Annotated in this window: 20 protein-coding genes, 1 pseudogene and 1 riboswitch; of the genes and pseudogenes, 7 read left to right on the top strand and 14 right to left on the bottom strand. The window is 72.4% G+C overall.

Features of this window, described 5'->3' with window-relative positions; all coding sequences use genetic code 11:
* Positions 1–888, bottom strand: coding sequence for a LysR family transcriptional regulator (locus STRVI_RS34730; protein ID WP_014060246.1), 888 nt, complete (start codon positions 886–888; stop codon positions 1–3).
* A gap of 99 nt (positions 889–987) precedes the next feature.
* Between STRVI_RS34730 and STRVI_RS34725 the strand changes: the two genes are divergently transcribed.
* The gene (locus STRVI_RS34725; protein ID WP_043237010.1) at positions 988–1,731 is read left to right on the top strand and encodes an SDR family oxidoreductase; all 744 of its coding nucleotides are present in this window, start codon (positions 988–990) and stop codon (positions 1,729–1,731) included.
* A 35-nt stretch (positions 1,732–1,766) separates the two neighbouring features.
* Here the strand turns inward: STRVI_RS34725 and STRVI_RS34720 are convergent, their stop codons facing one another.
* Entirely contained in the window at positions 1,767–2,999 is a 1,233-nt protein-coding gene (locus tag STRVI_RS34720) for a cytochrome P450 (protein ID WP_014060244.1), read from the bottom strand.
* A gap of 261 nt (positions 3,000–3,260) precedes the next feature.
* Here STRVI_RS34720 and STRVI_RS34715 point away from each other — a divergent pair, with 261 nt between their 5' ends.
* Entirely contained in the window at positions 3,261–4,430 is a 1,170-nt protein-coding gene (locus tag STRVI_RS34715) for a steroid 3-ketoacyl-CoA thiolase (RefSeq protein ID WP_014060243.1), read from the top strand.
* On the opposite strand, the gene STRVI_RS34710 is transcribed toward STRVI_RS34715, so the two are convergent.
* The 8 genes and pseudogenes from STRVI_RS34710 to STRVI_RS34675 all read right to left on the bottom strand — a co-directional run bounded on the left by STRVI_RS34710 (position 4,414) and on the right by STRVI_RS34675 (position 15,138).
* Positions 4,414–5,400 (bottom strand): ECF transporter S component, encoded by a 987-nt coding sequence (locus STRVI_RS34710; RefSeq protein ID WP_050994059.1) that lies wholly within the window; start codon positions 5,398–5,400, stop codon positions 4,414–4,416. The two genes, STRVI_RS34715 and STRVI_RS34710, sit on opposite strands and share 17 nt — an antisense overlap.
* Before the next feature lie 296 nt (positions 5,401–5,696).
* A complete protein-coding gene (locus STRVI_RS34705) occupies positions 5,697–7,319 on the bottom strand; it encodes an ABC transporter ATP-binding protein (protein WP_014060241.1) in 1,623 nt (540 codons plus the stop codon).
* A 523-nt stretch (positions 7,320–7,842) separates the two neighbouring features.
* A pseudogene (locus tag STRVI_RS51295) lies at positions 7,843–9,046 on the bottom strand (energy-coupling factor transporter transmembrane component T); the annotation flags it as partial.
* Positions 9,047–9,063: 17 nt separating this feature from the next.
* On the bottom strand, positions 9,064–9,690 hold the full coding sequence (locus tag STRVI_RS34695; RefSeq protein WP_251982982.1) for an SCO2322 family protein: 627 nt from the start codon (positions 9,688–9,690) through the stop codon (positions 9,064–9,066).
* A gap of 428 nt (positions 9,691–10,118) precedes the next feature.
* Positions 10,119–11,429, bottom strand: a complete 1,311-nt coding sequence (locus STRVI_RS34690) for a prenyltransferase/squalene oxidase repeat-containing protein (protein WP_014060238.1) — start codon at positions 11,427–11,429, stop codon at positions 10,119–10,121.
* Between the two features lie 173 nt (positions 11,430–11,602).
* Positions 11,603–11,677, bottom strand: a riboswitch (cobalamin riboswitch).
* 76 nt (positions 11,678–11,753) lie between these two features.
* Positions 11,754–12,275 carry a GNAT family N-acetyltransferase gene (locus tag STRVI_RS34685; RefSeq protein ID WP_014060237.1) on the bottom strand — a complete coding sequence of 174 codons (522 nt, stop codon included), beginning with the start codon at positions 12,273–12,275 and terminating at the stop codon, positions 11,754–11,756.
* A gap of 76 nt (positions 12,276–12,351) precedes the next feature.
* Complete coding sequence (locus STRVI_RS34680; RefSeq protein WP_014060236.1) at positions 12,352–13,998, bottom strand: cytochrome P450; 1,647 nt, start codon at positions 13,996–13,998, stop codon at positions 12,352–12,354.
* An 87-nt stretch (positions 13,999–14,085) separates the two neighbouring features.
* Complete coding sequence (locus STRVI_RS34675; protein WP_014060235.1) at positions 14,086–15,138, bottom strand: MBL fold metallo-hydrolase; 1,053 nt, start codon at positions 15,136–15,138, stop codon at positions 14,086–14,088.
* A 242-nt stretch (positions 15,139–15,380) separates the two neighbouring features.
* Between STRVI_RS34675 and STRVI_RS34670 the strand changes: the two genes are divergently transcribed.
* Positions 15,381–16,847, top strand: coding sequence for an aldehyde dehydrogenase (locus tag STRVI_RS34670; protein ID WP_014060234.1), 1,467 nt, complete (start codon positions 15,381–15,383; stop codon positions 16,845–16,847).
* Positions 16,847–17,080: a ferredoxin gene (locus STRVI_RS34665; protein ID WP_014060233.1), complete on the top strand. Its 234-nt coding sequence runs from the start codon at positions 16,847–16,849 to the stop codon at positions 17,078–17,080. The genes STRVI_RS34670 and STRVI_RS34665 overlap by 1 nt, the downstream gene beginning before the upstream one ends.
* A gap of 28 nt (positions 17,081–17,108) precedes the next feature.
* On the opposite strand, the gene STRVI_RS34660 is transcribed toward STRVI_RS34665, so the two are convergent.
* From STRVI_RS34660 to STRVI_RS55730, 3 genes are all read right to left on the bottom strand, one after another.
* Positions 17,109–17,729 (bottom strand): response regulator transcription factor, encoded by a 621-nt coding sequence (locus STRVI_RS34660; RefSeq protein WP_014060232.1) that lies wholly within the window; start codon positions 17,727–17,729, stop codon positions 17,109–17,111.
* 271 nt (positions 17,730–18,000) lie between these two features.
* Positions 18,001–18,615, bottom strand: coding sequence for a TetR family transcriptional regulator (locus STRVI_RS34655; RefSeq protein ID WP_043237007.1), 615 nt, complete (start codon positions 18,613–18,615; stop codon positions 18,001–18,003).
* A 105-nt stretch (positions 18,616–18,720) separates the two neighbouring features.
* Positions 18,721–18,855, bottom strand: a complete 135-nt coding sequence (locus tag STRVI_RS55730; protein ID WP_014060230.1) for a hypothetical protein — start codon at positions 18,853–18,855, stop codon at positions 18,721–18,723.
* Positions 18,856–19,033: 178 nt separating this feature from the next.
* Here STRVI_RS55730 and STRVI_RS34650 point away from each other — a divergent pair, with 178 nt between their 5' ends.
* The 3 genes from STRVI_RS34650 (at position 19,034) to STRVI_RS34640 (ending at position 22,279) form a co-directional block, all read left to right on the top strand.
* Positions 19,034–20,371, top strand: a complete 1,338-nt coding sequence (locus tag STRVI_RS34650; RefSeq protein WP_014060229.1) for a glycosyltransferase family 4 protein — start codon at positions 19,034–19,036, stop codon at positions 20,369–20,371.
* A gap of 67 nt (positions 20,372–20,438) precedes the next feature.
* Entirely contained in the window at positions 20,439–21,182 is a 744-nt protein-coding gene (locus STRVI_RS34645; RefSeq protein ID WP_014060228.1) for a class I SAM-dependent methyltransferase, read from the top strand.
* The gene (locus tag STRVI_RS34640) at positions 21,179–22,279 is read left to right on the top strand and encodes a prenyltransferase (RefSeq protein WP_014060227.1); all 1,101 of its coding nucleotides are present in this window, start codon (positions 21,179–21,181) and stop codon (positions 22,277–22,279) included. The genes STRVI_RS34645 and STRVI_RS34640 overlap by 4 nt, the downstream gene beginning before the upstream one ends.
* Positions 22,280–22,444: 165 nt before the next feature.
* On the opposite strand, the gene STRVI_RS34635 is transcribed toward STRVI_RS34640, so the two are convergent.
* Positions 22,445–23,272, bottom strand: a complete 828-nt coding sequence (locus STRVI_RS34635) for a calcium-binding protein (protein WP_014060226.1) — start codon at positions 23,270–23,272, stop codon at positions 22,445–22,447.
* Between the last annotated feature and the right edge of the window lie 187 nt (positions 23,273–23,459).

The raw sequence follows: 23,459 nt of genomic DNA, 5'->3' as shown, positions 1-23,459 counted from the left end.
TCAGTGTGCCCGCGTCCGGGGGGCTGTGGCGAGCAATGTACGTGCGGCGTCTTCCAGCGATCCGAGCAGCGGGTCGGGGTCGTCGGCGCGCGTGACGAGCACGACCTCGCAGGGATCGATGTCGATGACGGGCACCAGGGCGATGTCCTCGCGCACAGCGGCGCGTCGATCGCCGGCAGGGAAGATCGCGACACAGTGGCCGGTGGCGATGAGCTCCAGCTTGTCCTCGTAAGCGTCGTCGATCGCGGGCGGGGGTGGTGCCGGCCGGTCGCCGACCGGCTTGGGCGTGCTCCAGACAACCGGAGTGCTGACGCAGGTCACCAGTTCCTCGTCCGACAGAGCCCGCAGGCTGACGGCTTTCTCGTGCGCCAGATGATGACTCGCCGACGTGAGAAGTACCCGCGATTCCTCATGGAGCTTTGTCACCCGGAAGCCGTCCGTGGGGAAGGGCAGGGGCCGGTACGCGACGAGGGCCTCGATCCGCCCCTCGGCGAGGGCGCGGGTGTCCCGCCAGTCGAGGTGCCGGGTGCGGATCTGGTCGTCAGGGTGCCGGCGGCGCAGTTCCTGTACCCAGGCGGTGATGACCAGTCCTTCGGCGCAGCCGACGGTGACGGTGCGGGGCTGGACGGCGGCTCTGGCCGTGCGAGCGGCTTGCTCGGCCTCGTGGAGCAGTATCCGGGCCCTGGGCAGGAACGCCCGACCGGCGTCGGTGAGGCTGCTGCCCTGCGGCGTGCGGTCGAAAAGCCGGACACCGAGCTGAGCCTCCAGTCGCTGGATCTGGCGGCTCAGCGACGGCTGCGCCAGGTGCAGCCTGGTGGCGGCCCGGCCGAAGTTGCCGTACTCCGCCACGACCGTGAAATAGCGCACGAGCCGCAGATCGACGTCCATTCGCCCAGCGTACGTCGCCTGCCGTCATACGCCTGGGACATGGCGGCATGCGGAACAGGTCTTGGACAGGGGGTGCCGGTGGATATTTGGCTTACGGGCATGACCACTTATGACGGCAAGAAGATCGTGATCACGGGCGGAAGCAGCGGTATCGGCCTGGCCGCGGCCCGGTTGTTCGCGGATGGTGGGGCGCACGTGCTGATCACCGGCCGCACCCGGTCCACCCTGGACACCGCGCTGGAGCAATTGGGGGGCAAGGCGATCGCCGTCCGCAGCGACGCCGCGTCCCTGACGGACATCAAGGCGCTGGCCGGCACGGTCCAGGAGCGGTTCGGCGCGGTGGACGCGCTGTTCGTCAACGCCGGCGTCACCGCGTCCGCGCCGTTCGACTCGACGACGGAGGAGATGTACGACGCGCTGTTCGGCGTCAACACCAAGGGCCCCTACTTCACGGTGCAGGCGTTGGCGCCGCTGTTGCGCGAGGGCAGCGGCGTGGTCCTCACCACGTCGGTGGTGAACGTCCTGGGCGTCGACGCGCTCAGTGTCTACTCGGCGAGCAAGGCAGCCCTGCGGTCGATGACGCGCACGCTGGCCCGCGAGCTGCTGCCGCGCAAGGTGCGGGTCAATGCCGTGAGCCCCGGTCCGATCGACACGGGCATCCTGGACCGCTCCGTCCCCGCCGACGTCCTCGAGACGATGAAGGACACCTACCGGAGCACCATCCCGATGCAGCGGCTGGGGTCGTCCGAGGAAGTGGCCGCCGCGGTGGCCTACTTGGCGTTCGGCGCGACCTTCTCGACGGGAACGGAGTTCCCTGTCGACGGCGGGGGTTCGCAGCTCTAGGTGGGGAATCCCCGGACTTCGGGCCGGGGAGCACGTCATGTGTAGGTCACCCTCAGCTCCTTGATCCCGTTCAGCCAGGCCGAGCGCAGCCGCCGGGGCTCGCCCGCGAGCCGGATGTCCGGGAGGGTGTCCGCGATGGCCTGGAAGATCAGCCGGATCTCCAGCTCCGCCAGGCTCTTGCCGAGGCAGAAGTGCGGTCCGCCACCGCCGAAGCCCAGATGGGGGTTGGGGTCGCGGGTGATGTCGAAGCCTTCGGGGCGGTCGAAGACCTCGGGGTCGTTGTTGGCGGAGGAGTAGAAGACACCGACCCGCGCGCCCGCCTCGATGCGCTGTCCGCCCAGTTCGGTGTCCTGGGTGGTGGTGCGCTGGAAGGACATCACGGGGGTGGCCCAGCGCACGATCTCGTCGGCGGCGGTGGCGGGGCGCTCGGCCTTGAACAGCTCCCACTGGTCGGGGTGGGTGAGGAAGGCGTGCATTCCGTGGCTGATGGCGTTGCGGGTGGTCTCGTTGCCGGCGACGGCGAGCAGCAGCACGAAGAAGCCGAACTCGTCCGAGCCCAGATTGCCCTCGTCCTCGGCGGCCACCAGCCGGCTGACGATGTCCTTGGCCGGGCACGCCTTGCGGTCGGCGGCGAGGTTCATGGCGTACGAGATCAGCTCCATGGCCGACTCGGCGCCGATCTCCTCGGTGATGGCCAGTTCCGGATCGTCGTACGCGACCATCTTGTTGGACCAGTCGAAGATCTTGGACCGGTCCTGCTGGGGGACGCCGATCAGCTCGGCGATCGCCTGCAGCGGCAGTTCGCAGGCGACATCGGTGACGAAGTCCCCGCTGCCGCTCTCCCGGGCCCCTGCCACAATGCGTTCCGCGCGGTCGCGCAGGGCGTCCTCGAGGGCGCGGATGGCGCGCGGGGTGAAGCCGCGCTGCACGATCTGGCGGACCCGGGTGTGCTCGGGCGGGTCCATATTGAGCATGATCAGCTTCTGGACGTCGATCTGGTCCCGCTGGATGTGCTCGTTGAAGCGGATGATGGCGGTGTTGGCGCGGGAGGAGAAGATCTCCGGCCGGGTGGAGACCTCCTTGACGTCGGTATGGCGGGTGACGGCCCAGTAGCCGTCGTCGCCGAAGCCGGCGATGCCGTGGGGCTGGGGGATCCAGCACACCGGGGCGGTCTGCCGCAGCCGGGCGAGCTCCGGGAGTGGCACGCGGTGCTGATGGAGGTCGGGGTCGGTGAGGTCAAAGCCTTCGGGGAGCGCTGGACAGGACATGGCCACTCCAGAGATCTGACGGGAGATCTGACGGCCTATCAGAAGTGTCCGCAACGTAGTAACGGGTTCTACAAGTCGCAAGAGAGAACGCGGCCATTGTTTCGGGGGATCGGCGCCGCCCCTGGTCCGCTCAACCCCTGCACAACCCTTGCGCCGCCGGGCCGGGCCTCAGCAGACTGAGCTGAAGAACTAGAACGCGTACTAGTTCTGGCGCGGGCGCTGCCGGGAGCCCCGCGGATGCGATGAGAGGACGAGACAGCCATGGCCGCGGAACCCGTCATCGTCGAAGCCGTACGCACCCCCATTGGCAAGCGCGGAGGCGCGCTCGCCAACCTCCACCCCGCCTATCTGCTCGGCGAGACCTACCGCGAACTCCTCGCCCGTACCGGCATTCAGCCCGACTGCGTCGAGCAGATCGTCGGCGGTACGGTCACCCACGCGGGGGAGCAGTCGATGAACCCCGCGCGCACCGCCTGGCTGACGATGGGCCTGCCGTACGAGACCGCGGCGACGACCGTGGACTGCCAGTGCGGCTCGTCGCAGCAAGCCAACCATATGGTGGCCAACATGATCGCCACCGGTGTCATCGACATCGGCATCGGCTGCGGGGTCGAGGCCATGTCGCGGGTGCCGCTGGGCAGCGGCTCCAAACACGGACCGGGCAAACCGTTCCCGGAGGAGTGGAACGTCGATCTGCCCAACCAGTTCCAGGCGGCCGAGCGGATCGCCCGCCACCGCGGCCTGACCCGCGAGAACGTGGACGCCCTCGGGCTCATCTCCCAGGAACGGGCGGCGCGGGCCTGGGCGGAGGAACGGTTCAAGCGCGAGACCTTCGCGGTGCAGGTGCCCACGACGGAGGAGGAGCAGACGTCCGGAGAGGGCATGTGGCGGGCGGTCGACCGGGACGAGGGGCTGCGCGACACCAGCATGGAGGCGCTGAGCGGACTCAAGCCCATCATGCCGACCGCCGTGCACACCGCGGGCAACTCCTCCCAGATCTCCGACGGCGCGTGTGCGGTGCTGTGGGCCTCCAAGCGCATGGCCCGGGCACTGAAGCTGCGCCCGCGCGCCCGCATCGTGGCCCAGGCCCTGGTCGGCACCGATCCGCACTTCCATCTGGACGGGCCGATCGACGCGACGAAGGCGGTGCTCGGCAAGGCCGGGATGACGCTGAAGGACATCGACCTGGTCGAGATCAACGAGGCGTTCGCCTCGGTGGTGCTGTCCTGGGCACGGGTCTTCGGACAGGACCTGGCGAAGGTGAACGTGAACGGCGGCGCGATTGCCTTGGGGCATCCGGTGGGGGCCACGGGGGCGCGGCTGATCACGACGGCGCTGCATGAACTGGAGCGCGCGGACAAGGAATTCGCGCTGATCACGATGTGCGCGGGTGGGGCGCTGGCCACGGGGACGATTATTCAGCGGTTGTAGGGCTGGGGCGGTGGGGCTGTGGGGGCGTCGGGTCCCCGGAGGCCGCCGGGGCCTTGGATGTGGTCGGGTCCCCGGAGGCCGCCGGGGCCTTGGGCGTGGCCGGTTCCTCCGGGGCGGCTGGTTCTTCCGGGGTGGCCGGTTCCTCCGGGGTGGCGGGGGCCTCGAAGGTGGCCGGGGCTTCGAAGGTGGCCGGGGCTTCGAAGGCCGCGCGGCGGGTCGCTCGGCGCAGGGCCTTGAGGATGGCGCCGCCGAGGGTGAGGGTGAGCAGCATCGTGACCACGGCGCGCGGCAGATCCCAGCCCAGCGAGGTGGCCAGGCAGTACGCCACGAAGCGGGCGAGGTTGTCGCCGAGCGGATCGCCGGGGACGTAGGAGATCCCCGAGGCCATGCCCTGCATCAGGGTCCAGCCCTGCAGGTTCATGGCCGTTCCGTAGGCCACGGACGCCACCGCCCCGTACCCGGCGAGCAGCAGCGACTCCGCCCGGCCGCGCAGCCGGGCGGCGCCCGGCAGCAGTCCCGCGCCCATCGCCACCCAGCCCATGGCCAGCATCTGGAACGGCATCCACGGCCCCACGCCACCGGTGAGCAGCGCGGACGCGAACATCGACACCGCGCCGAGGACGAAGCCGAAACCGGGGCCCAGCACCCGCCCCGACAGCACCATCAGAAAGAACATCGGCTCGATCCCGGCCGTCCCCGCGCCCAGCGGGCGCAAAGCCGCCCCCGCCGCCGCCAGGACCCCGAGCATCGCGATGGCCTTGGCGTCCAGACCGGTGTCCGCGATGGTCGCCACGACCACGGCCAGCAGGAGCGGAAGCAGCGCGGCGAACAGCCAGGGCGCGTCGGCGGCATGGGTGGTGATCCCGGAGTCGCCCGGTGCGAACAGCGGCCAGCCGAAGGCGACGACACCGATCGCGGAGACGAGGGCGAGCGCCGCCACGGAGCGGGGGCCGAGGCGTACGGCCCGGATGCGGCCGTTGGAGGTCGGGGTCGGCTTCGTGTCGTGCGTCCCGGTCGGCTTCGTGTTGTGCGTCTCGGTCGGCTCGGCGCCGTGCGTCTCGGTCGGCTCTGTGCCGTATGCCGTGGTCGGTTGTGCGCCGTACACCGTGGTCGGCTTCGTGCCGTATGCCTCGGTCGGCTGGGTGTCGTACGCGGCGGTCGGCTCGGTGTCGTACGCGGCGGTCGGCTCGGTGCCGTACCCAGGGGTCGGCTGGGTGTCGTACGCCTCGGCCCGGCGTGGCTCGCCGCTCAGGGGGCGCTGCCCGCTCACGGTGTTCCCTCCAGTGCCTCGCGCACCTGTGGCACCGTCAGCCACGGCAGCGGCGCCAGGACCTTGGCCACCTGCGGGGCGAACGCGGGGGAGGACACCACCACCTCCGCCGTAGGCCCGTCCGCGACCACCTCGCCCTCGGCCAGGATGACGACGCGGTGGGCGAGTTCGGCCGCCAGCTCCACATCGTGGGTGGCCAGAACGATCGCATGGCCGTCCGCCGCCAGCCCCCGCACCACCTCCACCAGCCGCGCCTTCGCCGCGTAGTCGAGCCCGCGCGTCGGCTCGTCGAGCAGCAGCAGGGGCGGACGGGCGGTGAGGATGACGGCCAGGGCCAGCGCGAGTCGCTGTCCTTCCGACAGATCGCGGGGATGGGCGGCGTCCGCCACCTCCGGCAGCAGGCGGCCGACCAGCTCACGGCAGGTGCCGGGCGCCGCGCCCGCGTCCTGGTCGGCCGCCGCGCATTCGGCGGCGACCGTGTCCGCGTAGAGCAGATCGCGTGGCTCCTGCGGTACGAGGCCCACCTGGCGCAGCAGTTCGGCGGGGCGGGTGCGATGCGGTACGACCCGGCCCGGGCCGACCCGTACCGACCCCGAGGTGGGTTCGTGCAGCCCGACCAGGCCGGCCAGAAGCGTGGACTTGCCCGCCCCGTTGCGTCCCATCAGCGCCACCGTCTCGCCCGGCCGCACCGACAGGTCCACTCCGCGCAGCGCCTCGACCCGGCCATGGCGCACGGACAGCCGCGCCACCTCGCCCACCGGCGCGCCCGGCGGCGGATCGGCCACCGTCCGCGGGGTGAGCGACGCCAGCCGCTCCCGCAGCGGCCCCGCCTTGCGGCGCGCGTCCCGTACGGACAGCGGCATCGGCGACGGCCACCCGGCGAGTCCGCCCAGCGCCACCACGGGCGGCTGGACGGGCGACAGCGGCAGCAGCTCGGCCGGTGGCCCGGCCAGCGGGGCGGCGCCGGGGGAGGGCAGCAGGATCATCTGGTCCGCGTACTGCACCACCCGCTCCAGGCGGTGCTCGGCCATCAGCACGGTGGTGCCCAGGTCGTGCACGAGCCGCTGGAGGACCGCCAGCACCTCCTCGGCCGCGGCCGGGTCGAGCGCGGAGGTCGGTTCGTCGAGGACGAGGACACGGGGGTGGGTGGTGAGCACCGAGCCGATCGCCACGCGCTGCCGCTGCCCACCGGAGAGCGTGGCGATGGGACGGTCACGCAACTCGGCGAGGCCCAGCAGATCGAGGGTCTCCTCGACCCGGCGGCGCATGGTGTCCGGCGCGATGCCGAGGGACTCCATGCCGTAGGCCAGCTCGTCCTCGACGGTGTCGGTGACGAAGTGCGCGAGCGGGTCCTGGCCCACGGTGCCGACGACGTCGGCCAGTTCACGGGGCTTGTGGGTACGGGTGTCCCGGCCCGCGACGGTGACGCGGCCGCGCAGGGTGCCACCGGTGAAATGCGGTACGAGACCGGAGACGGCACCCAGGAGTGTCGACTTACCGACCCCGGACGGGCCGACAAGCAGACACAGCTCCCCCTCGGGGACGGTCAGCTCCACCCCGGAGAGGGCAGGCCGCGCCGCCCCGTCGTACTGGACCGACACCTGCTCGAACCGAATCACGGGCTGGCCTCCTCGGGCCCCGCCCCGGCTCGCTCGTCCTCTCGCTCGCCGGGCGGGGTTTGTGCGGTGGGGGTGGGGTGGTTTTCGGGGGCCGGGTGCGGATCCGCTGTCGCGTCGCCGGGCCCTGGGTATGGCTCGGTGCCGGGGTACGGGGGTTTGGGGCGTCGCCGGTCCCGGGCTTGGGCGGGCTTGGTGGGGACGTCGTCCGGCGGGGTCGGTTCGCGGCTCGTGGCTGGGGGCGGTTCCGTGGCCGCGTCGTCGGGCTGCGGGTGCCGCTCGGCTGCGGGCTGGGTGTGGGGGCCGGGGAGGTCCGGTCGCGTTCGGTCCCGGGCTCGGGCCGGGTTGGTGGGGGCGTCGTCCGGCGGGGTCGGTTCGCGGCTCGTGTCCGGGGTCGGTTCCGTGGCCGCGTCGTCGGGCCGCTGGTGCCGCCCGGCTGCGGGCCGGGTACCGGTGCCCAGGGGTTCGGGGCGTCCCCGGTCCCGGGCTTGGGGCGGTCCGGTGGGGGCCTCGTCCGGCGGGGCCGGATCGCTGGCCCGTGTCGGGGCCGGGGCGGCGAAGGCCGGGAGCAGGCCCAGGAGTACGGCCGCCGCAGGCCACAGTGGCAGGGTCGGGGCGGTGAGCGGGACGACGGATGGCTGGAGGGCCCCCGGGGCGTACGAGGCGGCCCGGATCATCAGTGCCGCGACCGCCGCACCCGATCCCGCCACCAGCCACGCCCGGACGCCCCAGCGGTCCGGGCGGTAGCGGCTGCGCACCGAGCGGCGGCCGCCCAGCCACAGTCCGCCGAGCGCGGCGGCGAGACCCGCGAGCAGCAGTGGCAGACCGTAGCCCGCGCCCTCGGCCGCGAGCAGGCCGTACGTACCGCAGCAGACGCCGAGCAGCCCACCCAGCGTCAGCGCGGTGGTGGTGCGGGCGACAGCGGGCGGGACCTTCGCGGTACGGCCGTAGCCGCGCGCGTCCATCGCCGCCGCCAGGGCCACCGACCGTTCCAACGCGCCCTCCAGCACCGGCAGTCCGACCTGCAGCAGCGCCTTCACCCCGCGGTCTGGGCGGCCGCGCAGCCGACGGGCGGAGCGCAGCCGCTGGACGTCCGCCACCAGATGCGGTGCGAAGGTCATCGCCACCACGACCGCCACCCCGGCCTCGTACAGCGCGCCGGGCAGCGACTTGAGCAGCCGCGCCGGGCTGGCCAGCGCGTTCGCGGCGCCGACGCAGATCAGCAGGGTGGCCAGCCGCAGCCCGTCGTACAGCGCGAACACCAGCCCCTCGGCCGACACCCGGCCGCCGATGCGTACCCCCTGCGCCCAGTGGGGCAGCGGGACTTCGGGGAGCGTGAAGAGCACCTGCGTCCCGGGGATCGGCGAACCGAAGAAGACCGCGAAGAACAGCCGGATGGCCAGCACCACGAGGCCCAGCTTGAGGAACGCGGTGTACGAGCGGGCCCACGGGGCGTCCGTGCGGCGTACGGCCACCACGTAGCCCGCGACCGCGATGAGCAGCCCCAGCAGCAGCGGGTTGGTGGTCCGGGACGCGGCCGTGGCCAGCCCGAGCGCCCACAGCCACCAGGCCCCCGCGTGCAGCGCGCTTCCGCTGCGCGGGGCACTGCCGCGCGGGGCCCCGGCGCGCGGCCGGGTGCGGAACCGGGTGCGGAACCGGGTGCGGAACCCGATGCGGGGGTGGCGGCGCGGACGCCGGGCGGCGGCGTCGGGAGTGGCACGCGGTGGCATGGCGGTCATCCGCGCGCTCATCCGCGACGGCGGCGCGCCTGCCACACCGCCGCGGCGCCGAGCAGGACCACGGCGGCGAGCCCGCCGATCAGCTCGGCGGAGGGGCCACCTGAGCCGCCGCCGCCGCCGCTGTCGCTCGCCTCGCCGCCGTCGCCCTTGGGGGCGGCGTGGACGTTCCCGGAGGTGGTCACCTTGTCTCCGCAGCCCGACTCCGGATATCCGGCGATGGCGCAGAGCAGCGCGGCGGAGTTGTAGCGCAACGGCTTCGCGACCGCGGCGAGCGCCTCCCCGGCGGTCGCGTCCTCGCCGACCTGTGCGCACTCCGTACGGGGCGCGGGCGGCGTCCGGTGGTCGGGCGCGTCGGCGGCGGTGCCGAAGTCGAGGACCACCGCGACCCGTTTGGTGCCGCCCTTGGCCGGGGTGTCGGCGCAGACGGCGGTGAAACCGGCCGTGCCGCGCGGCCGGGTGGCGTCGGCGGAGTCCTCGCTGACCGCGAACCGGAAACCGATCACGTCACCATCACCGGGCCGCGCCGACGAGGGCCCCTGAACGGCATAGGTCCAGCCCCCGCCGCCCCCGCCCCGCTGCCAGAACGACCAGTAGCGATACCCGTCGGCAGCCTGCGCGGGCGCCGCGCCGAACATCGCGAACAGGACGAGAACGGGCAACAGCAGGGCGACGACGGGCAACAGCAGCCGGGCGGCGCGGGTGCGCGAGGCGAAGGGCGCGTGCGTGCGTGGCGTCGAGGCCGCGTAGGCGCACCGGACCCGCCCCGCGCCGGTGCGCGGGGCCGAAGCCGCGTGCGTGCGTATGGTCGAGGCCGCGTAGGCGCGCGGGGCCCAGGCCACGCGGCCGCGTAGGACCCGAGCCGCGCGCCTGCACGGCACCCATGCCGCGTACAGGGCCCGAGCCGGGCGGCTGCACAGGGCCCATGCCGCGTACGCGTACCGCACCCAAGCCGCGCGAGCGCGCCGCGCCCAAGCCGCGTCGGTGCGCGGGGCCGAGGCCGCCTGGGTGTGCGGGGCCGAGGCCGTGTGCGTGTGCGGGGGCGACTTCACGTCCGTGCGCAAGCTCAAAGCTGCCGCCTCTTTCGGCCGCTGAGGAGGAAGCCGATGCCCACGCCCGCGATCGCGCAGACTCCGACGGTCCACCAGACGCCGCCGACCCCGTCGTCGTCGTTCTTCTTCTCGCTCTTCTCGGTCTTGCCGTCCGACTCCGCGCCCGGGGCCGCCGCCTCGGGCTTCGGGCCGGTGGCGTTCAGTTGCTGTACGAGGTCCGTGCCGCCGAAGTCGCGCGGGTTGGCGCCGGCCGCGTGGGCCGCGAGGATCAGCTTGGCGAGTGCGCCCGGGTCGCCCTTGGCCCAGGCCGCCGCGCCGCTGTCCTTGCCCTGCAGCCACTGCAGCGGCTTGCCCGCGGTCGCGCTGTGCTCCCCGGCGGCGAGTGCCACCACCGCGTCGGCGGTGCTGCCGAAGTCGGGCTGGTCCTTGGCGCCGGGCATCGCGGACTTCAGGTGCATATCGGTGTCGGACATGACACGGAACAGATGGGCCAGCGCGGCCTCGGCGGCGTCCTTCGGCGTACCGGCCCCGTCTGCCTCGTTGGCTTTCCCGTCCGCGCACCGCAGCGGCTTCGGGGCGGCGCCGCGGTCCTTGCCGACCGTCTCGAAGACGAAGCCCTTGCCCTGGGCGGCCAGCGCGGCGCTCGCCGTGGCCAGTTCATTGGCGACGGGCTTGCCCTTGTCCGCGGTGTACGCGAACGCCCCGCGCTCCTCCGCCTTCGCCGAGCAGCCGAGCTGCAGTCCGAGCAGCGCGTCGTACGGGCTCTTGCCGCCCTTGGCGTTCAGCTTCGCCGGGTCCTGACCCGTGGCGGCGAGGGCGCCGATGGCCGCCGAGGTGGAGTTGGCGTCGCTCGGTCCGCCCGGGTTCATGCCCCAGCCTCCGTCCTCGTTCTGGTGGCTCTTCAGCCAGCCGATGCCCTTCTCCACGGTGTCGGCGCGGCCGCCCACCGATGCCAGCGCCTGGATCGCCGCCGCCGTCGCGTCGGTGAACTCGCCCTTCTTCGGGTCGCACGCCTTCGAGGTGTCCGCGCGATACGCCGCGAAGCCGCCGTCCGCGCAGCTCTGCCCGGTCAGCCAGTCGATGGCCGACTTCGCCGGGGCGACGCCCACCGCGTCCTGGGCGAGCAGCGCCAGCGACTGCCGCCACACCCCGTCGAACTTCGGGTCCTTGGCGCCGTAGAGCCCCTCGGGACGCCCGGCCGGGCTGTCATCGGCGACAGCGGCAGGCGCGGCGGCCGCGCCCAGAGCGCCGCACAGAGCGGCGCACAGGGCGGCGCCCAGGGCGGCGCGCAGGGGAAGAGCCGCCACGCTGCGGCGAGTGTTCATGGCTGTGGTGCCTCTCGGTCGGTGGACGGGCGCACGCAGCCGCGCACGGCCGTCCATCCGCGCGCGGAACGCTCCGCGACACGTCCGGCACCCGGCTCAGCTCAGCTCCGCATACCTCGACGGTGCCGCCACCGGTTATCCGGCAGCGGGAGCCTGCGTCGTCGCGCCCGCCCGGGTGTTCCGGCTCGTACGCCCCGCGGGGCGCGCTCACGGTTGCGGGTCAGCGCCGGAATCGCACCGGCTTCCCCCGATCGGACGCGTATGAAGTTTACGGACAGCTTATCCGCCGACTTATCGGGCGACCTCGGCCGCCCTCCGTCGCCCTCAGCCCCCACGGACGGGGGGCCGGACGAGCGTGAGACAGCGCGTCGTGGTGCCGTCGTCCTCCTCGATGTCGCGGCGGTGCGCGAAGCCGAGCCGGGTGAGCAGGGCCAGCGACGCGTCGTTGGCCGCCGTGACCGTGGCGTGCACCGCGCTCAGGCCGAGCGCGTCGAAGCCGTGGCCGACGACCGCCTCGGCCAGCTCCGTCCCCAGACCGCGCCCCCACACCTCCGGCGCCAGCGCGTAGACGATCTCGTGGCCGCCGGTGACCTCGGTCGGCTTGATCTCGGCGTGGCCGACGTACCGGCCGTCCTCGCGGACGGCCCAGACGTCGAACAGCCGCCGGGCGTAGACGTTGGTGAAGATCCGCCCGAACAGCGCCCGGTCCTCCGCCTCCGGAGCGGGCTTCCCGTCCCCCATCCAGCGGGACACCCGGCGGTCCTGGAACAGCGCTACGAAGGCGTCCTCGTCCTCGGGCCGGTACGGCTCGAGCAGCAGGCGCGCGGTGCGCAGCGTCGCGGTCATGCGCCGCGACGCTACGCGGCCGGGCACCACCCGGCAATCCGATGACGCGGAGGGCCGGGGGATAGCGCGCTCTCCGCTACCCGCGGCGCCACCACTGGGCCAGGGACTTCCACCAGCGGCGGCGGGCCTCGTGCTCGGAGCCGGATTGCGGCGCCGTGGCGGTGGACGTCGTGGCGCTGGAATCCGTGTCGTCCGCCGACGGCGCGGTCCCGGCGGGACCGTCGTGCGACGAGGTCTCCCCGGCCTGCCCGGTGTTCTTCCCGGCGACCGGCGGCGTGCTGCCCACCGCTCCCGCGCCGGTCGCCGTCGCCGCGGCGACCATCTCGGCCAGCGCCTCATCGGACTTGGCGGCCGTCCGCGGGTAGCGCACCGGCAGCGCGGCCAGGGCCCGGTGGAAGGGGCCGGGCCGCCACTCCAACTCCTCAGCGGGCACGGCCAGTTCGAGATCGGGGAGCCGGTCGAGGAGCTTCTCGATGGCGACGGCGGCGATGACCTGGGCCGGGTCCTTCGCGGGGCAGGTGTGCGGGCCCGCGCTCCACGCCAGATGTGCCCGGTTGCCGCGCCGGTTCGACAGCAGATACGGGTCGTTGTTGGCGGCGGCGAGGCTGATGACGACGGGCTCGCCCTTGGGCAGCCGGTGTCCGTCGACCGTCACGTCATGGCGCGGGTAGTGGATGCAGAAGTTGGCCAGCGGCGGGTCCTTCCACAGCACCTCGTTGAGCGCGTCCTCGATCAGCATGGTGCCGCCCGCGAGAGCGCCCGCGAACCGTTCGTCGGACAGCAGGAGCAGCAGCCCGTTGCAGATGAGGTTCTGCTGGGGCTGGGTGCCCGCGCCGACGAGGACGACGATCTGGTGGACCAGCTCTTCGTCGGTCAGCTCGGAGGGGTGGGCGATCAGCCAGGACGTCATGTCCGGACCCGGAGTGGCCCGCTTGAGGGCGATGAGCTCGAAGAGGGTCTCCGCGAGGAGCACATTGGCCTGCTCGGAGTCCTCGGTGATCTCGAAGAGCGCCGAGAGCGCCCTGACGAGCTTGTCGCTCAGTTCGGGCGGGCAGCCGAAGAGCTGTTGGAAGACGAGCAGGGGAAGCCGGGCGGAGTACTCCTTGAGCAGGTCCGCCTCGCCCTTGGGGCCGAAGAGGTCGATGAGGAAGTCGGCGCTGCGCTCCACGTAGCGGCGCAGCGCGTGGATGTCCAGCCGGTCGAGGGTGTCGGAGATCGCCGCGCGCAGCCGGTGATGTGCCTCGCCGTCGCTGCACAGCGCGTTCGGCCGGTACATCATCATCGGTACGACGGGGTTGTCCAGGGGGATGGTGCCGTCGGCGAGAGCCTGCCAGTGGCGCGCGTCCTTGGAGAACGTCTCGGGGCTGCGCAGGATGTCCAGCGCGGTCTGATAGCTGGTGACGAGCGAGACGGGGACGCCGGGCGACAGTTCCACGGGCGCGATATGCCCGTGATCCCGCAGCCGTGCGTAGGTGGCGGCCGGGTCGGCGGCGAACTCGGGGCCGTGCAGCGACTCCAGCCGTTCTCCGGCCGGGGCCCGACCGGAGTGTGCGGGGCAGCCCGGGGGCGGTGTCGGACCGGCTGCCGGATCGGGTATCGGGGCGGAATCCGGACCTGCCGCCGGGGCGGAATCCGGGCCCGGTGTCGCGCCGGAATCCGGACCGGGCGTCGGCCCGGAATCCGGGCCTGGAGTGGGGGCGGAATCGCGGGTGGGGCTCGTCACGCATGCTCCTGCTGATACGGGGGTGAGTGCGCCGGAGCGGGTAAGGCTAGCTTCCGGTCAGGGCGACCCGCACCCCCCATCCGTCACTCAAATCGCTTGGTACATCACGGGATCGCTACCCGGCACCGCTTCCGCCCTGCCCAGCTTCACCAGCCGCCGCAGATGCGCCTCGGCCTCCGAGACCGCGATATTGCGGGAGCCGTAGGGGATCTGCTCCCAGGGGCGGTTCCACTCCATGGATTCGGCGAGCTGCCACGGGGTGAGCGGGGTGGTGAGCAGGGCCCGCAGTCCGGTCAGCCGCTCATCGTGGTGGTTCAGCAGCGCGCGCACGCGGGCGGGGGCGTCGGTGAAGGCGTACTGATGGGCGGGGAGCACCTCGGCCGGGGCGAGGGCGGCGACGCGTTCGAGGGAGTCGAGGTAGTCGCCGAGGGGGTCGATGACGGTCGTGTCGTCGGGGTCCTCGTAGAGCCCGATATGGGGGGTGATCCCGGGCAGCAGATGGTCACCGGAGAAGAGGCGGCCATGGCCGGGCATGCCCTCGCCGGCCGCCGGGTGGGCCTCTTCGAGGTGGAGGCAGACATGGCCGGGGGTGTGGCCGGGGGTCCAGACGGCGCGCAGCCGGCGGCCGGGCAGATCGAGAAGTTCACCGGGGACGATCTCGCGGTCGGGGAGGGCGGCCCGCTGCCCGGGAAGGCCCGTGCGGCCGGCCGCGCGGCCGGCGCGCAGCGGGGCCAGATGCTCCTCGGGCGCCCCGGCCGCGCTGAGCTTCTCCTCCAGGTAGACGAGCCAGCGGGAGGGCTCGGCCTCGCGGGTGCGCCGGACGACCTGGGCGTCGGCGGCGTGCATCGCGATCCACGCCCCGGACGCCTCCCGCACCTGGCCGGACAGCCCGTGGTGGTCGGGGTGGTGATGGGTGACGAGGACACCGTGGACCTCAGAGACGGAGGTGCCGCAGGCGGCGAGCCCGGCGGTGAGGGTGTCCCAGGCCGTGGGGTCGTCCCAGCCGGTGTCGATCAGGACCGGGCCGCGGTCGGTGTCGAGAAGGTGGACCAAGGTGTGGCCGAGCGGATTGTCGGGGATCGGGACCGGGATGCTCCACACTCCGCCGCCGTGCTCGGTCACCCGCGTCACCTGCGCCATCGGCTCCCCCTCTCCTCGACACAAGCATTGCCCACTATAGCTGGAACTGGTATCAGTTCTGATGCAGCGTCAGATATTGGCGGCCCCGGGTTCGGGCGAGCTGTTCGGCCCCGGATCGGGCGAGCCAGTGGCGGTCCCGCGATCGGGCGAGCTGTCGGCGGCCCCGAGAGCGGGCCGGCTGTCGGCGGCCCCGGGCGCGGGCCAGCCGGACGTACCCCTCAGTCATCGGCCGGAGGCAAACGATGGGCGATCTCATCGAGCACGGGCAGCTCTTCATCGGCGGCACGCTGACCGACCCGGCGGGCAAGGACACCATCGAGGTCGTCTCGCCCCACACCGAGGAGGTCATCGGCCGGGTGCCACATGCCGCGCGCGGCGATGTGGACCGGGCGGTCGCGGCGGCGCGGACGGCGTTCGACGAGGGCCCCTGGCCCCGGATGAGCGTGGCCGAGCGGATCGCGGTGGTCACCCGGATCAAGGACGCCATCGCCGTACGCCATGAGGAGATCGCCCGGGTCATCAGCGCGCAGAACGGCTCCCCGTACTCCTGGAGCGTCCTCGCCCAGGCGCTCGGCGCGATGATGGTGTGGGACGCGGCCATCACCGTGGCCCGCGACTTCGGCTACGAGGAGCGGCGGGCCGGGGTGCTCGGCCCGCTGCTGGTGCGGCGGGAGCCGGTCGGGGTGGTCGCGGCCGTGGTGCCGTGGAACGTGCCGCAGTTCGTGGCCGCCGCGAAGCTGGCGCCCGCGCTGCTCGCGGGGTGCTCGGTGGTCCTCAAACCGTCCCCCGAGACGCCGCTGGACTCCTACATCCTGGCGGAGATCGCGGCCGAGGCGGGGCTGCCCGAGGGGGCGCTGTCGATCCTTCCGGCCGACCGCGAGATCAGCGAGTATCTGGTCGGCCACCCGGGCGTGGACAAGGTGTCGTTCACCGGGTCGGTCGCGGCCGGCAAGCGGGTGATGGAGGTCGCCTCGCGCCATCTCACCCGGGTCACACTGGAGTTGGGCGGCAAGTCGGCCGCGGTGATCCTGCCGGACGCGGACCTGGAGGCGGCCGTCGCCGGGATCGTGCCCAACGCCTGGATGAACAACGGCCAGGCATGTGTGGCCCAGACCCGGATCCTCGCCCCGCGTAGCCACTACGACGAGATCGCCGAACGCTTCGCGGCCGCCGCCTCCGCCCTGGTCGTCGGCGACCCGCTGGATCCGGCCACCCAGGTCGGGCCGCTGGTGGCGCGGCGGCAGCAGAAGCGGTCGCTGGACTACATCGCACTGGGGCAGCGGGAGGGCGCCAAGGTGCTGACGGGCGGCGGCCGTCCCAAGGCCCTGGACACCGGCTGGTACGTGGAGCCCACGCTCTTCGGCGATGTCGGCAACGGCATGCGGATCGCCCGTGAGGAGATCTTCGGCCCGGTGATCTGTCTGCTGCCGTACGGGGACGAGGAGGAGGCGGCCCGGATCGCCGATGACTCCGACTACGGGCTGTCCGGCTCCGTCTGGACGGCGGACGTCGGGCACGGCATCGACTTCGCGCGGCGCATCCGCACCGGCACCTACTCGGTCAACACCTTCAGCCTCGACATGCTCGGGCCGTTCGGCGGCTACAAGAACTCCGGTCTGGGCCGGGAGTTCGGCCCGGAGGGGTTCTCCGCGTATCTGGAGCACAAGATGATCCACCTGCCCCAGGGCTGGGACGGGGAGACGCACTGATGGGGGACCGCTGGCGGATCGAGGTGGACCGGGGCGTGTGCATCGGCTCGGGGATGTGCGTGAGCACCGCGCCGGGCGGCTTCCGGCTCGACGGGGCGCGGCAGTCGCATCCCGTCGAGCCGGAGGCCGATGCTTCCGAGGCGGTGCTCGCGGCGGCCGAGGGCTGCCCGGTCGAGGCAATTGCCCTGCGCCTGTCGGACACCGGTGAACAGGTCTTTCCCCCTGACGAGTAGCGGCTCCCCCAGCCGCCGTCGGCAGAGGTCAGACCCAGCCCTCGCACTGGGATATCCGTATGGCGTCCACGCGGTTGCGCGCCCCGGTCTTCCGGGTGATCGCGGCCAGGTAGTTGCGGATCGTCCCGGTGGACAGATGGAGCGTACGGGCGATCTCCGGGATGGAGGCGCCGTCGGCGGCCAGCGACAGCACGCCCAGCTCGCGCTCGGTCAGCGGGATCTTGGCCGCCTGGAGGAAGCCGTAGCCCAGCGCGTCGTCGACATAGCGCTCCTTCCGTGCCACCCGCCGGATGGCCTCGATCAGCCGCTGCGGCGGGGCGTCCTTGTCGACGTATCCCAGTGCCCGGGCCTCATGGGCGCGGCGCAGTGGGCCCGGCCGCTCCGAGTTGACCAGCACCAGAAGCCCGCAGTCCCCGCCCTCCCCAGAGGCGGAGGCGACGAACTTCCCCCACTCGCCCTTGCGTGCCGCCTTGTCGGCCGCTGGGCTGTCCGTGTCCACCACGCACACCTGCGGCTCCAAAGAACGGGCTCTGCTACGCGCGTCACGCCAGGCACACGCGGCTGCCTCGATGTCTGGTTCGGCCCCTATCACCGATGCCAGGGCCGATCTCAAGAGCCCTGACTCGTGTACCAGAAGTAACCTGATCACGAACTTCTCCACCCCCCACGATGCGTTCTCTCGTCGCGCGCCGTTGTCGCTCTGTCGCGCGCCGTTCATGAATACCGGGATTGGGCAGAGCGCGAACGCGGAATTTGAGCCAAGAGGGGGCGCAAGGGCGCACAAACCAAGTCCAGAAGCTCGAAGGGGCGCAAGAAGTGGCCCATGCGCCCCTGTTGTACGGTACGCCGCTCGGCTATCGGACGACCCGGCCCGGTACGCCGCCCGGCTGTCGGACGACCCGGCCGTGTACGCCGCCCGGCTACCCGGCCGGGGCGGGCGCCGTGAGGTCGATCAGACGGCAGACCGTCTCGATGTCGATCTTGACCTGGGCGATCGAGGCGCGCCCCGAAAGCCAGGTGATCAGCGCCGAATGCCAGGTGTGCTCGATGACGCGGACCGCGGAGAGCTGCTCGGGCGTCGGGGAGTCGTCCAGGCCCATGGCGTCCAGGATGATCGCGGTGGTGAGCCGGGAGACCGTGTCCACCTCCGGGCTGACCGACCGGTCGGCGAAGGTGAGGGCGCGCACCATCGCGTCGGCCAGATGGGGTTCGCGCTGCAGGGCGCGGAAGGCGCGCATCAGGGTCTGGGCGACGCGGGCGGCCGGCTCCTCCTCGGTCGGCGGCCGCTTGCGCAGCGTCTCGTGCATATGCTGCAACTGGTCCTGCATCGTGGCGACCAGCAGATGGACCTTGGAGGGGAAGTAGCGGTAGAGGGTGCCGAGCGCCACCCCGGAGTTCTCCGCGACCTCGCGCATCTGGACCGCGTCGAAGCCGCCTCGGCTGGCCAACCGGGCGCTGGCGTGCAGGATGCGCCGGCGGCGCGCTTCCTGTCGCTCGGTCAGCCGCAGGGCGGCTGGCTTGACTTCTGCGGTCATTTGTCCCACTTCGAATGTGTTGCGTGTGCGGGTCGGCAGCAGGCGGACATCGTGCATGATGGCAGGACCGGACCGGGCCTGCGAGTCACTGGAACTCGTTCTAGGCTAGCGCGGGTCCTCCCCGAAGCGCCCGTGTCCGCGCAGTTGGGGCAGGTTGCTGTCGCGGCAGTTGGGGCGGGCTGTCGCCGCGCGGCGCTCGCGGGCGGGTCGGCCGGTGGCCCGCCCGGTGCACACGCCCATTGCCAACGTCTCCCCGGCGTCCTGGCTACCGAGTGGTAGGGATCACCTGCCCCGGCCCTGGAGCGGCCACCCGGGGCAGGTATCTTCGTGACTCCTCAGGGGATGCGCCAGTGGAACTTGTTCTAGATAAACGGAAGCGGATACGCTCCCGCTGAACTGCACCAAGGAGGGGGCGCGAGTGACCGCAGAGGCCGCGCAGGAGACCGGGGCCGACCCGCTTCGAGCAGCGCCCCCCACCGCCCCCGACGAACGGCCGCTGCGCATCGCCCTGCTCAGCTACAAGGGGAATCCATTCTGCGGGGGCCAGGGCGTCTATGTGCGCCATCTCTCCCGGGAGCTGGCCCGGCTCGGCCACACCGTCGAGGTCATCGGCGCCCAGCCGTATCCGGTGCTGGACGCCGGGGAGGGCGTCACCCTCACCGAGCTGCCCAGCCTCGACCTCTACCGCCAGCCCGACCCGTTCCGTACGCCCCGGCGCGAGGAGTACCGGGACTGGGTCGACGCCCTGGAGGTCTCCACCATGTGGACCGGCGGCTTCCCCGAGCCGCTCACCTTCAGCCTCCGCGCCCGCCGCCATCTCGCCGCGCGCCCCGGCCAGTTCGACGTCGTCCACGACAACCAGACCCTGGGATACGGGCTGCTGGGCCTGGAGCGGCTCGGCTTCCCGCTGGTGACCACCATCCACCACCCCATCACCGTCGACCGGCAGCTCGAGCTGGAGGCCGCCGACGGCTGGAAGCGCCGGTTCTCCGTGCGCCGCTGGTACGGCTTCACCCGGATGCAGAAGCGGGTGGCCCGGCGGCTGCCCTCGGTGCTCACCGTCTCCGGCTCCTCCTGCCGGGAGATCGTGGAGGACCTCGGGGTGCGGCCGGACCGGATCCACGTGGTGCACATCGGCGCGGACACCGGGCTGTTCTCGCCCGACCCCGCCGTCCCCGTGACCCCCGGGCGCATCGTCACCACATCGAGCGCGGATGTGCCGCTCAAGGGCCTGGTGTATCTGATCGAGGCGCTCGCCAAGGTCCGCGCCGAGAACCCCGAGGCCCATCTGGTCGTCGTCGGCAAGCGGCCGCAGGAGGGACCGGTGGCCACCACCATGGCGCGCCACGGACTCGAGGACGCCGTCGAGTTCGTCAAGGGCATCAGCGACGCCGAACTGGTGGACCTGGTGCGCGGCGCCCAGATCGCCTGTGTGCCCTCGCTGTACGAGGGGTTCTCGCTGCCCGCCGCCGAGGCCATGGCCACCGGCACCCCGCTGGTCGCCACCACCGGCGGCGCGATCCCCGAGGTCGCCGGACCCGACGGCGAGACCTGCCTGGCCGTACCGCCCGGCGACGCCGACGCCCTCGCCGCGGCCCTGATCCGGCTGCTGGGCGACGCCGACCTCAGACGGCGGCTCGGCGCCGCGGGCCGTGAACGGGTGCTGCGCCGCTTCACCTGGGAACAGGCCGCCCGCGGCACCGTCGAGCAGTACCGCCGGGCCATCGGCGTATCCGCGCCGGCCGCCCGCCGCTGAGCCCCGCCCCCGCCCCGCCCCCTGCCCCCTCCCGCCCCACGAACCCGCCGGACGAAAGCAGATCCCCGTGCTGACCGTCGATTTCTCCCGCTTCCCCCTCGCCGCCGGCGATCGCGTCCTCGACCTCGGCTGCGGCGCCGGCCGGCACGCCTTCGAGTGCTACCGGCGCGGCGCCCAGGTCGTCGCGCTCGACCAGAACGGCGAGGAGATACGCGAGGTCGCCAAGTGGTTCGCCGCCATGAAGGAGGCCGGTGAGGCCCCGGCGGGCGCCACGGCCACCGCCATGGAGGGCGACGCCCTCGCCCTGCCCTTCCCCGACGACAGCTTCGACGTGGTCATCATCTCCGAGGTGATGGAGCACATACCCGACGACAAGGGCGTGCTCGCCGAGATGGTGCGGGTGCTCAAGGCCGGCGGCCGGATCGCCGTCACCGTGCCGCGCTACGGCCCCGAGAAGGTCTGCTGGGCGCTGTCGGACGCCTACCACGAGGTCGAGGGCGGCCATATCCGCATCTACCGCGCCGATGAGCTGCTGGAGAAGATGCGCGAGGCCGGGCTGCGGCCGTACGGCACCCATCACGCCCACGCGCTGCACAGCCCGTACTGGTGGCTCAAGTGCGCGTTCGGGGTCGACAAGGACGGTGATGAGGCGCCGCTGCCGGTGCGCGCGTACCACAAGCTGCTGGTGTGGGACATCATGAAGAAGCCGCTGGCCACCCGGGTCGCCGAGCGCGCGCTGAACCCGATCGTCGGCAAGAGCTTCGTGGCCTACGCGACCAAGCCCCACACCCCGCGTGAGGACCAGGCGTGACGGCGCTCGGACCGCGCCCCGGCCCCCGCACCGAACGGCTCGCGCTGCCCGGCGTGCTCAGCCCCGAGCAGGTGCTGCACACGGTCGAGTCCATCGCCGCCGTCCAGCACGCGGACGGCGCCATACCGTGGTTCCGCGGCCACCACCTCGACCCCTGGGACCACATCGAGGCCGCGATGGCGCTGGACGCGGCGGGCGAGCACGAGCGCGCCACGGCCGCCTACCGCTGGCTGGTCCGGCACCAGAACCCCGACGGCTCCTGGTACGCGGCCTACCCCGACACCCCGGACGGCGTGGCCGCCGCCGACCCCACCGACCGCGGCCGGGAGAGCAACTTCTGCGCCTACGTCGCGGTCGGCGCCTGGCACCACTACCTCTCCACCGGCGACGACGCCTTCCTCGACGGCATCTGGCCCACCGTCTTCGCCGCCGTCGAGTTCGTCCTCGGGATGCAGCAGAGCGGCGGCCAGATCGGCTGGCGGCGCGCCGCCGACGGCACCATCGACCCCGACGCCCTGCTGACCGGCTCCTCCTCCGTCTACCAGGCGCTGCGCTGCGCCCTGGCCATCGCGGAGCACCGCGAGGAGCCCCAGCCCGACTGGGAGCTGTCGGCGGGGCTGCTCGGCCACGCCATCCGCCACCACCCCGAGCGGTTCCTCGACAAGCACCGCTACTCGATGGACTGGTACTACCCGGTCCTCGGCGGCGCCCTGACCGGCGCCGCCGCCAAGGAACGCATCGAGGAGGGCTGGGACCGCTTCGTGGTCCCGGGGCTCGGGGTGCGCTGCGTCTCGCCCAACCCCTGGGTCACCGGTGGCGAGAGCTGTGAACTGGCGCTCGCGCTCTGGGCGATGGGGGAGTCCGACCACGCGGTGGACATCCTGCGCTGGATCCAGTCACCGCTGCGGGCCGAGGACGGGATGTACTGGACGGGCTACGTCTTCGAGGACGACGCGGTCTGGCCGGAGGAGCGCACCACCTGGACCGCCGGGTCGCTGCTGCTCGCCGTGGCGGCGCTGGGCGGCGACGAGGCGACCACGGCCGTCTTCGGCGGCGAGGGCCTGCCGCGCGGCCTGGACTCGGACTGCTGCGGCTAGGTCGTGGCCGGGCGTTCGTCCGTAGGGACTCACCGGCGAGCGTTCGCGTCCTGGCCAACGGCGCCGTCGGCTCGGCGGCGGAACGGCCCGGGGCGTCGCCCCGGGCCGTCTTGTTGCTCAGGTCCCCGAGATCCCTTGAGATCTCTTCAGGTCCCCCAGAACCCCTCAGAACCCCTCGGGGACGGATCCGTCCTGGTCGATGACGTTGTCGCCGGGGCCGCCGTCGATGTCGTCCTGGTCGGGGCCGCCGAAGAGGTAGTCGTTGCCCGGTCCGCCCTTGATGGTGTCGTGGCCCTCTTCACCGTAGATCGAGTCATCGTTGCCGGCGCCGTCGAGGTAGTCGTCGCCGGGGCCGCCGTAGATCTCGTTGGCCACGTCATCGCCGATGACGGTGTCGTCGCCGTCCCCGGCCCACACCGCGAACGAGTCGGTGATGGTGTCGTTGCCGGCGTTGCCGTTCGCGTTCGTGGTGTTGCTGATGGTGTCGTCGCCGTCGCCGCCCACCGCGACGGAAGCGCCGTTGATGGTGTCGTCCCCGGCCCCGCCGTAGACGCTCACATCGCCGCCGGAGATCTTGATGCTGTCATTTCCGTCGCCGAGTTCGACGGTGCCCTGGTCGCCGCCGTGGTCCGGGTCGGGGACGGGCACGGTGCAGGTCACATACGTCAGGTCGGTGGCGGTGGGGTGGGTGCAGTCGGTGCCGGCGGTGATCTCGACAACGTCGTCGACGCCGAAGGTCAGCGTGGTGTCGGTCGCGCTGACCCGCTTGATGGTGAGCTTGTTGGTCTGGCCGTCGGCCGCCGTGTAGGCCATCCGTCCGTCGGCGGCGGTCACGGTGGCCGGCGACGCGGCCGAGGACACCGGCGACGACGACGCGGGCGAGGTGGCGGCCTGGGCGTTCCAGGCGAAGAGTCCGGTGCTGGCCGCGACGGCCAGTAAGGCGGCGACGCCGACCGGGCGGACGCGGCGGGAACGCGGGCCAAGGGTGGACACGAAAGACTTCCGTGGGGAGTGGATCTGATTTCCGATCACCCGTTTCGACGTGGAAAATCCACGCGGGGTTGTGCCATTCCCCTGCCCTCTTCACCGATCTTTTCGAATTCCCATTTCGCGTTCAGCCGTACGACACCGGGAATTTCCCTCGCGTTGTCGGAATGTGCGTTCTACGAGCGGGAATACC

It is taken from the genome of Streptomyces violaceusniger Tu 4113 (assembly GCF_000147815.2).
GTDB classification, from domain to species: domain Bacteria; phylum Actinomycetota; class Actinomycetes; order Streptomycetales; family Streptomycetaceae; genus Streptomyces; species Streptomyces violaceusniger_A.
Note: the sequence above shows the minus strand (reverse complement) of the source record. Positions and strands in the feature narration are given on the sequence as shown.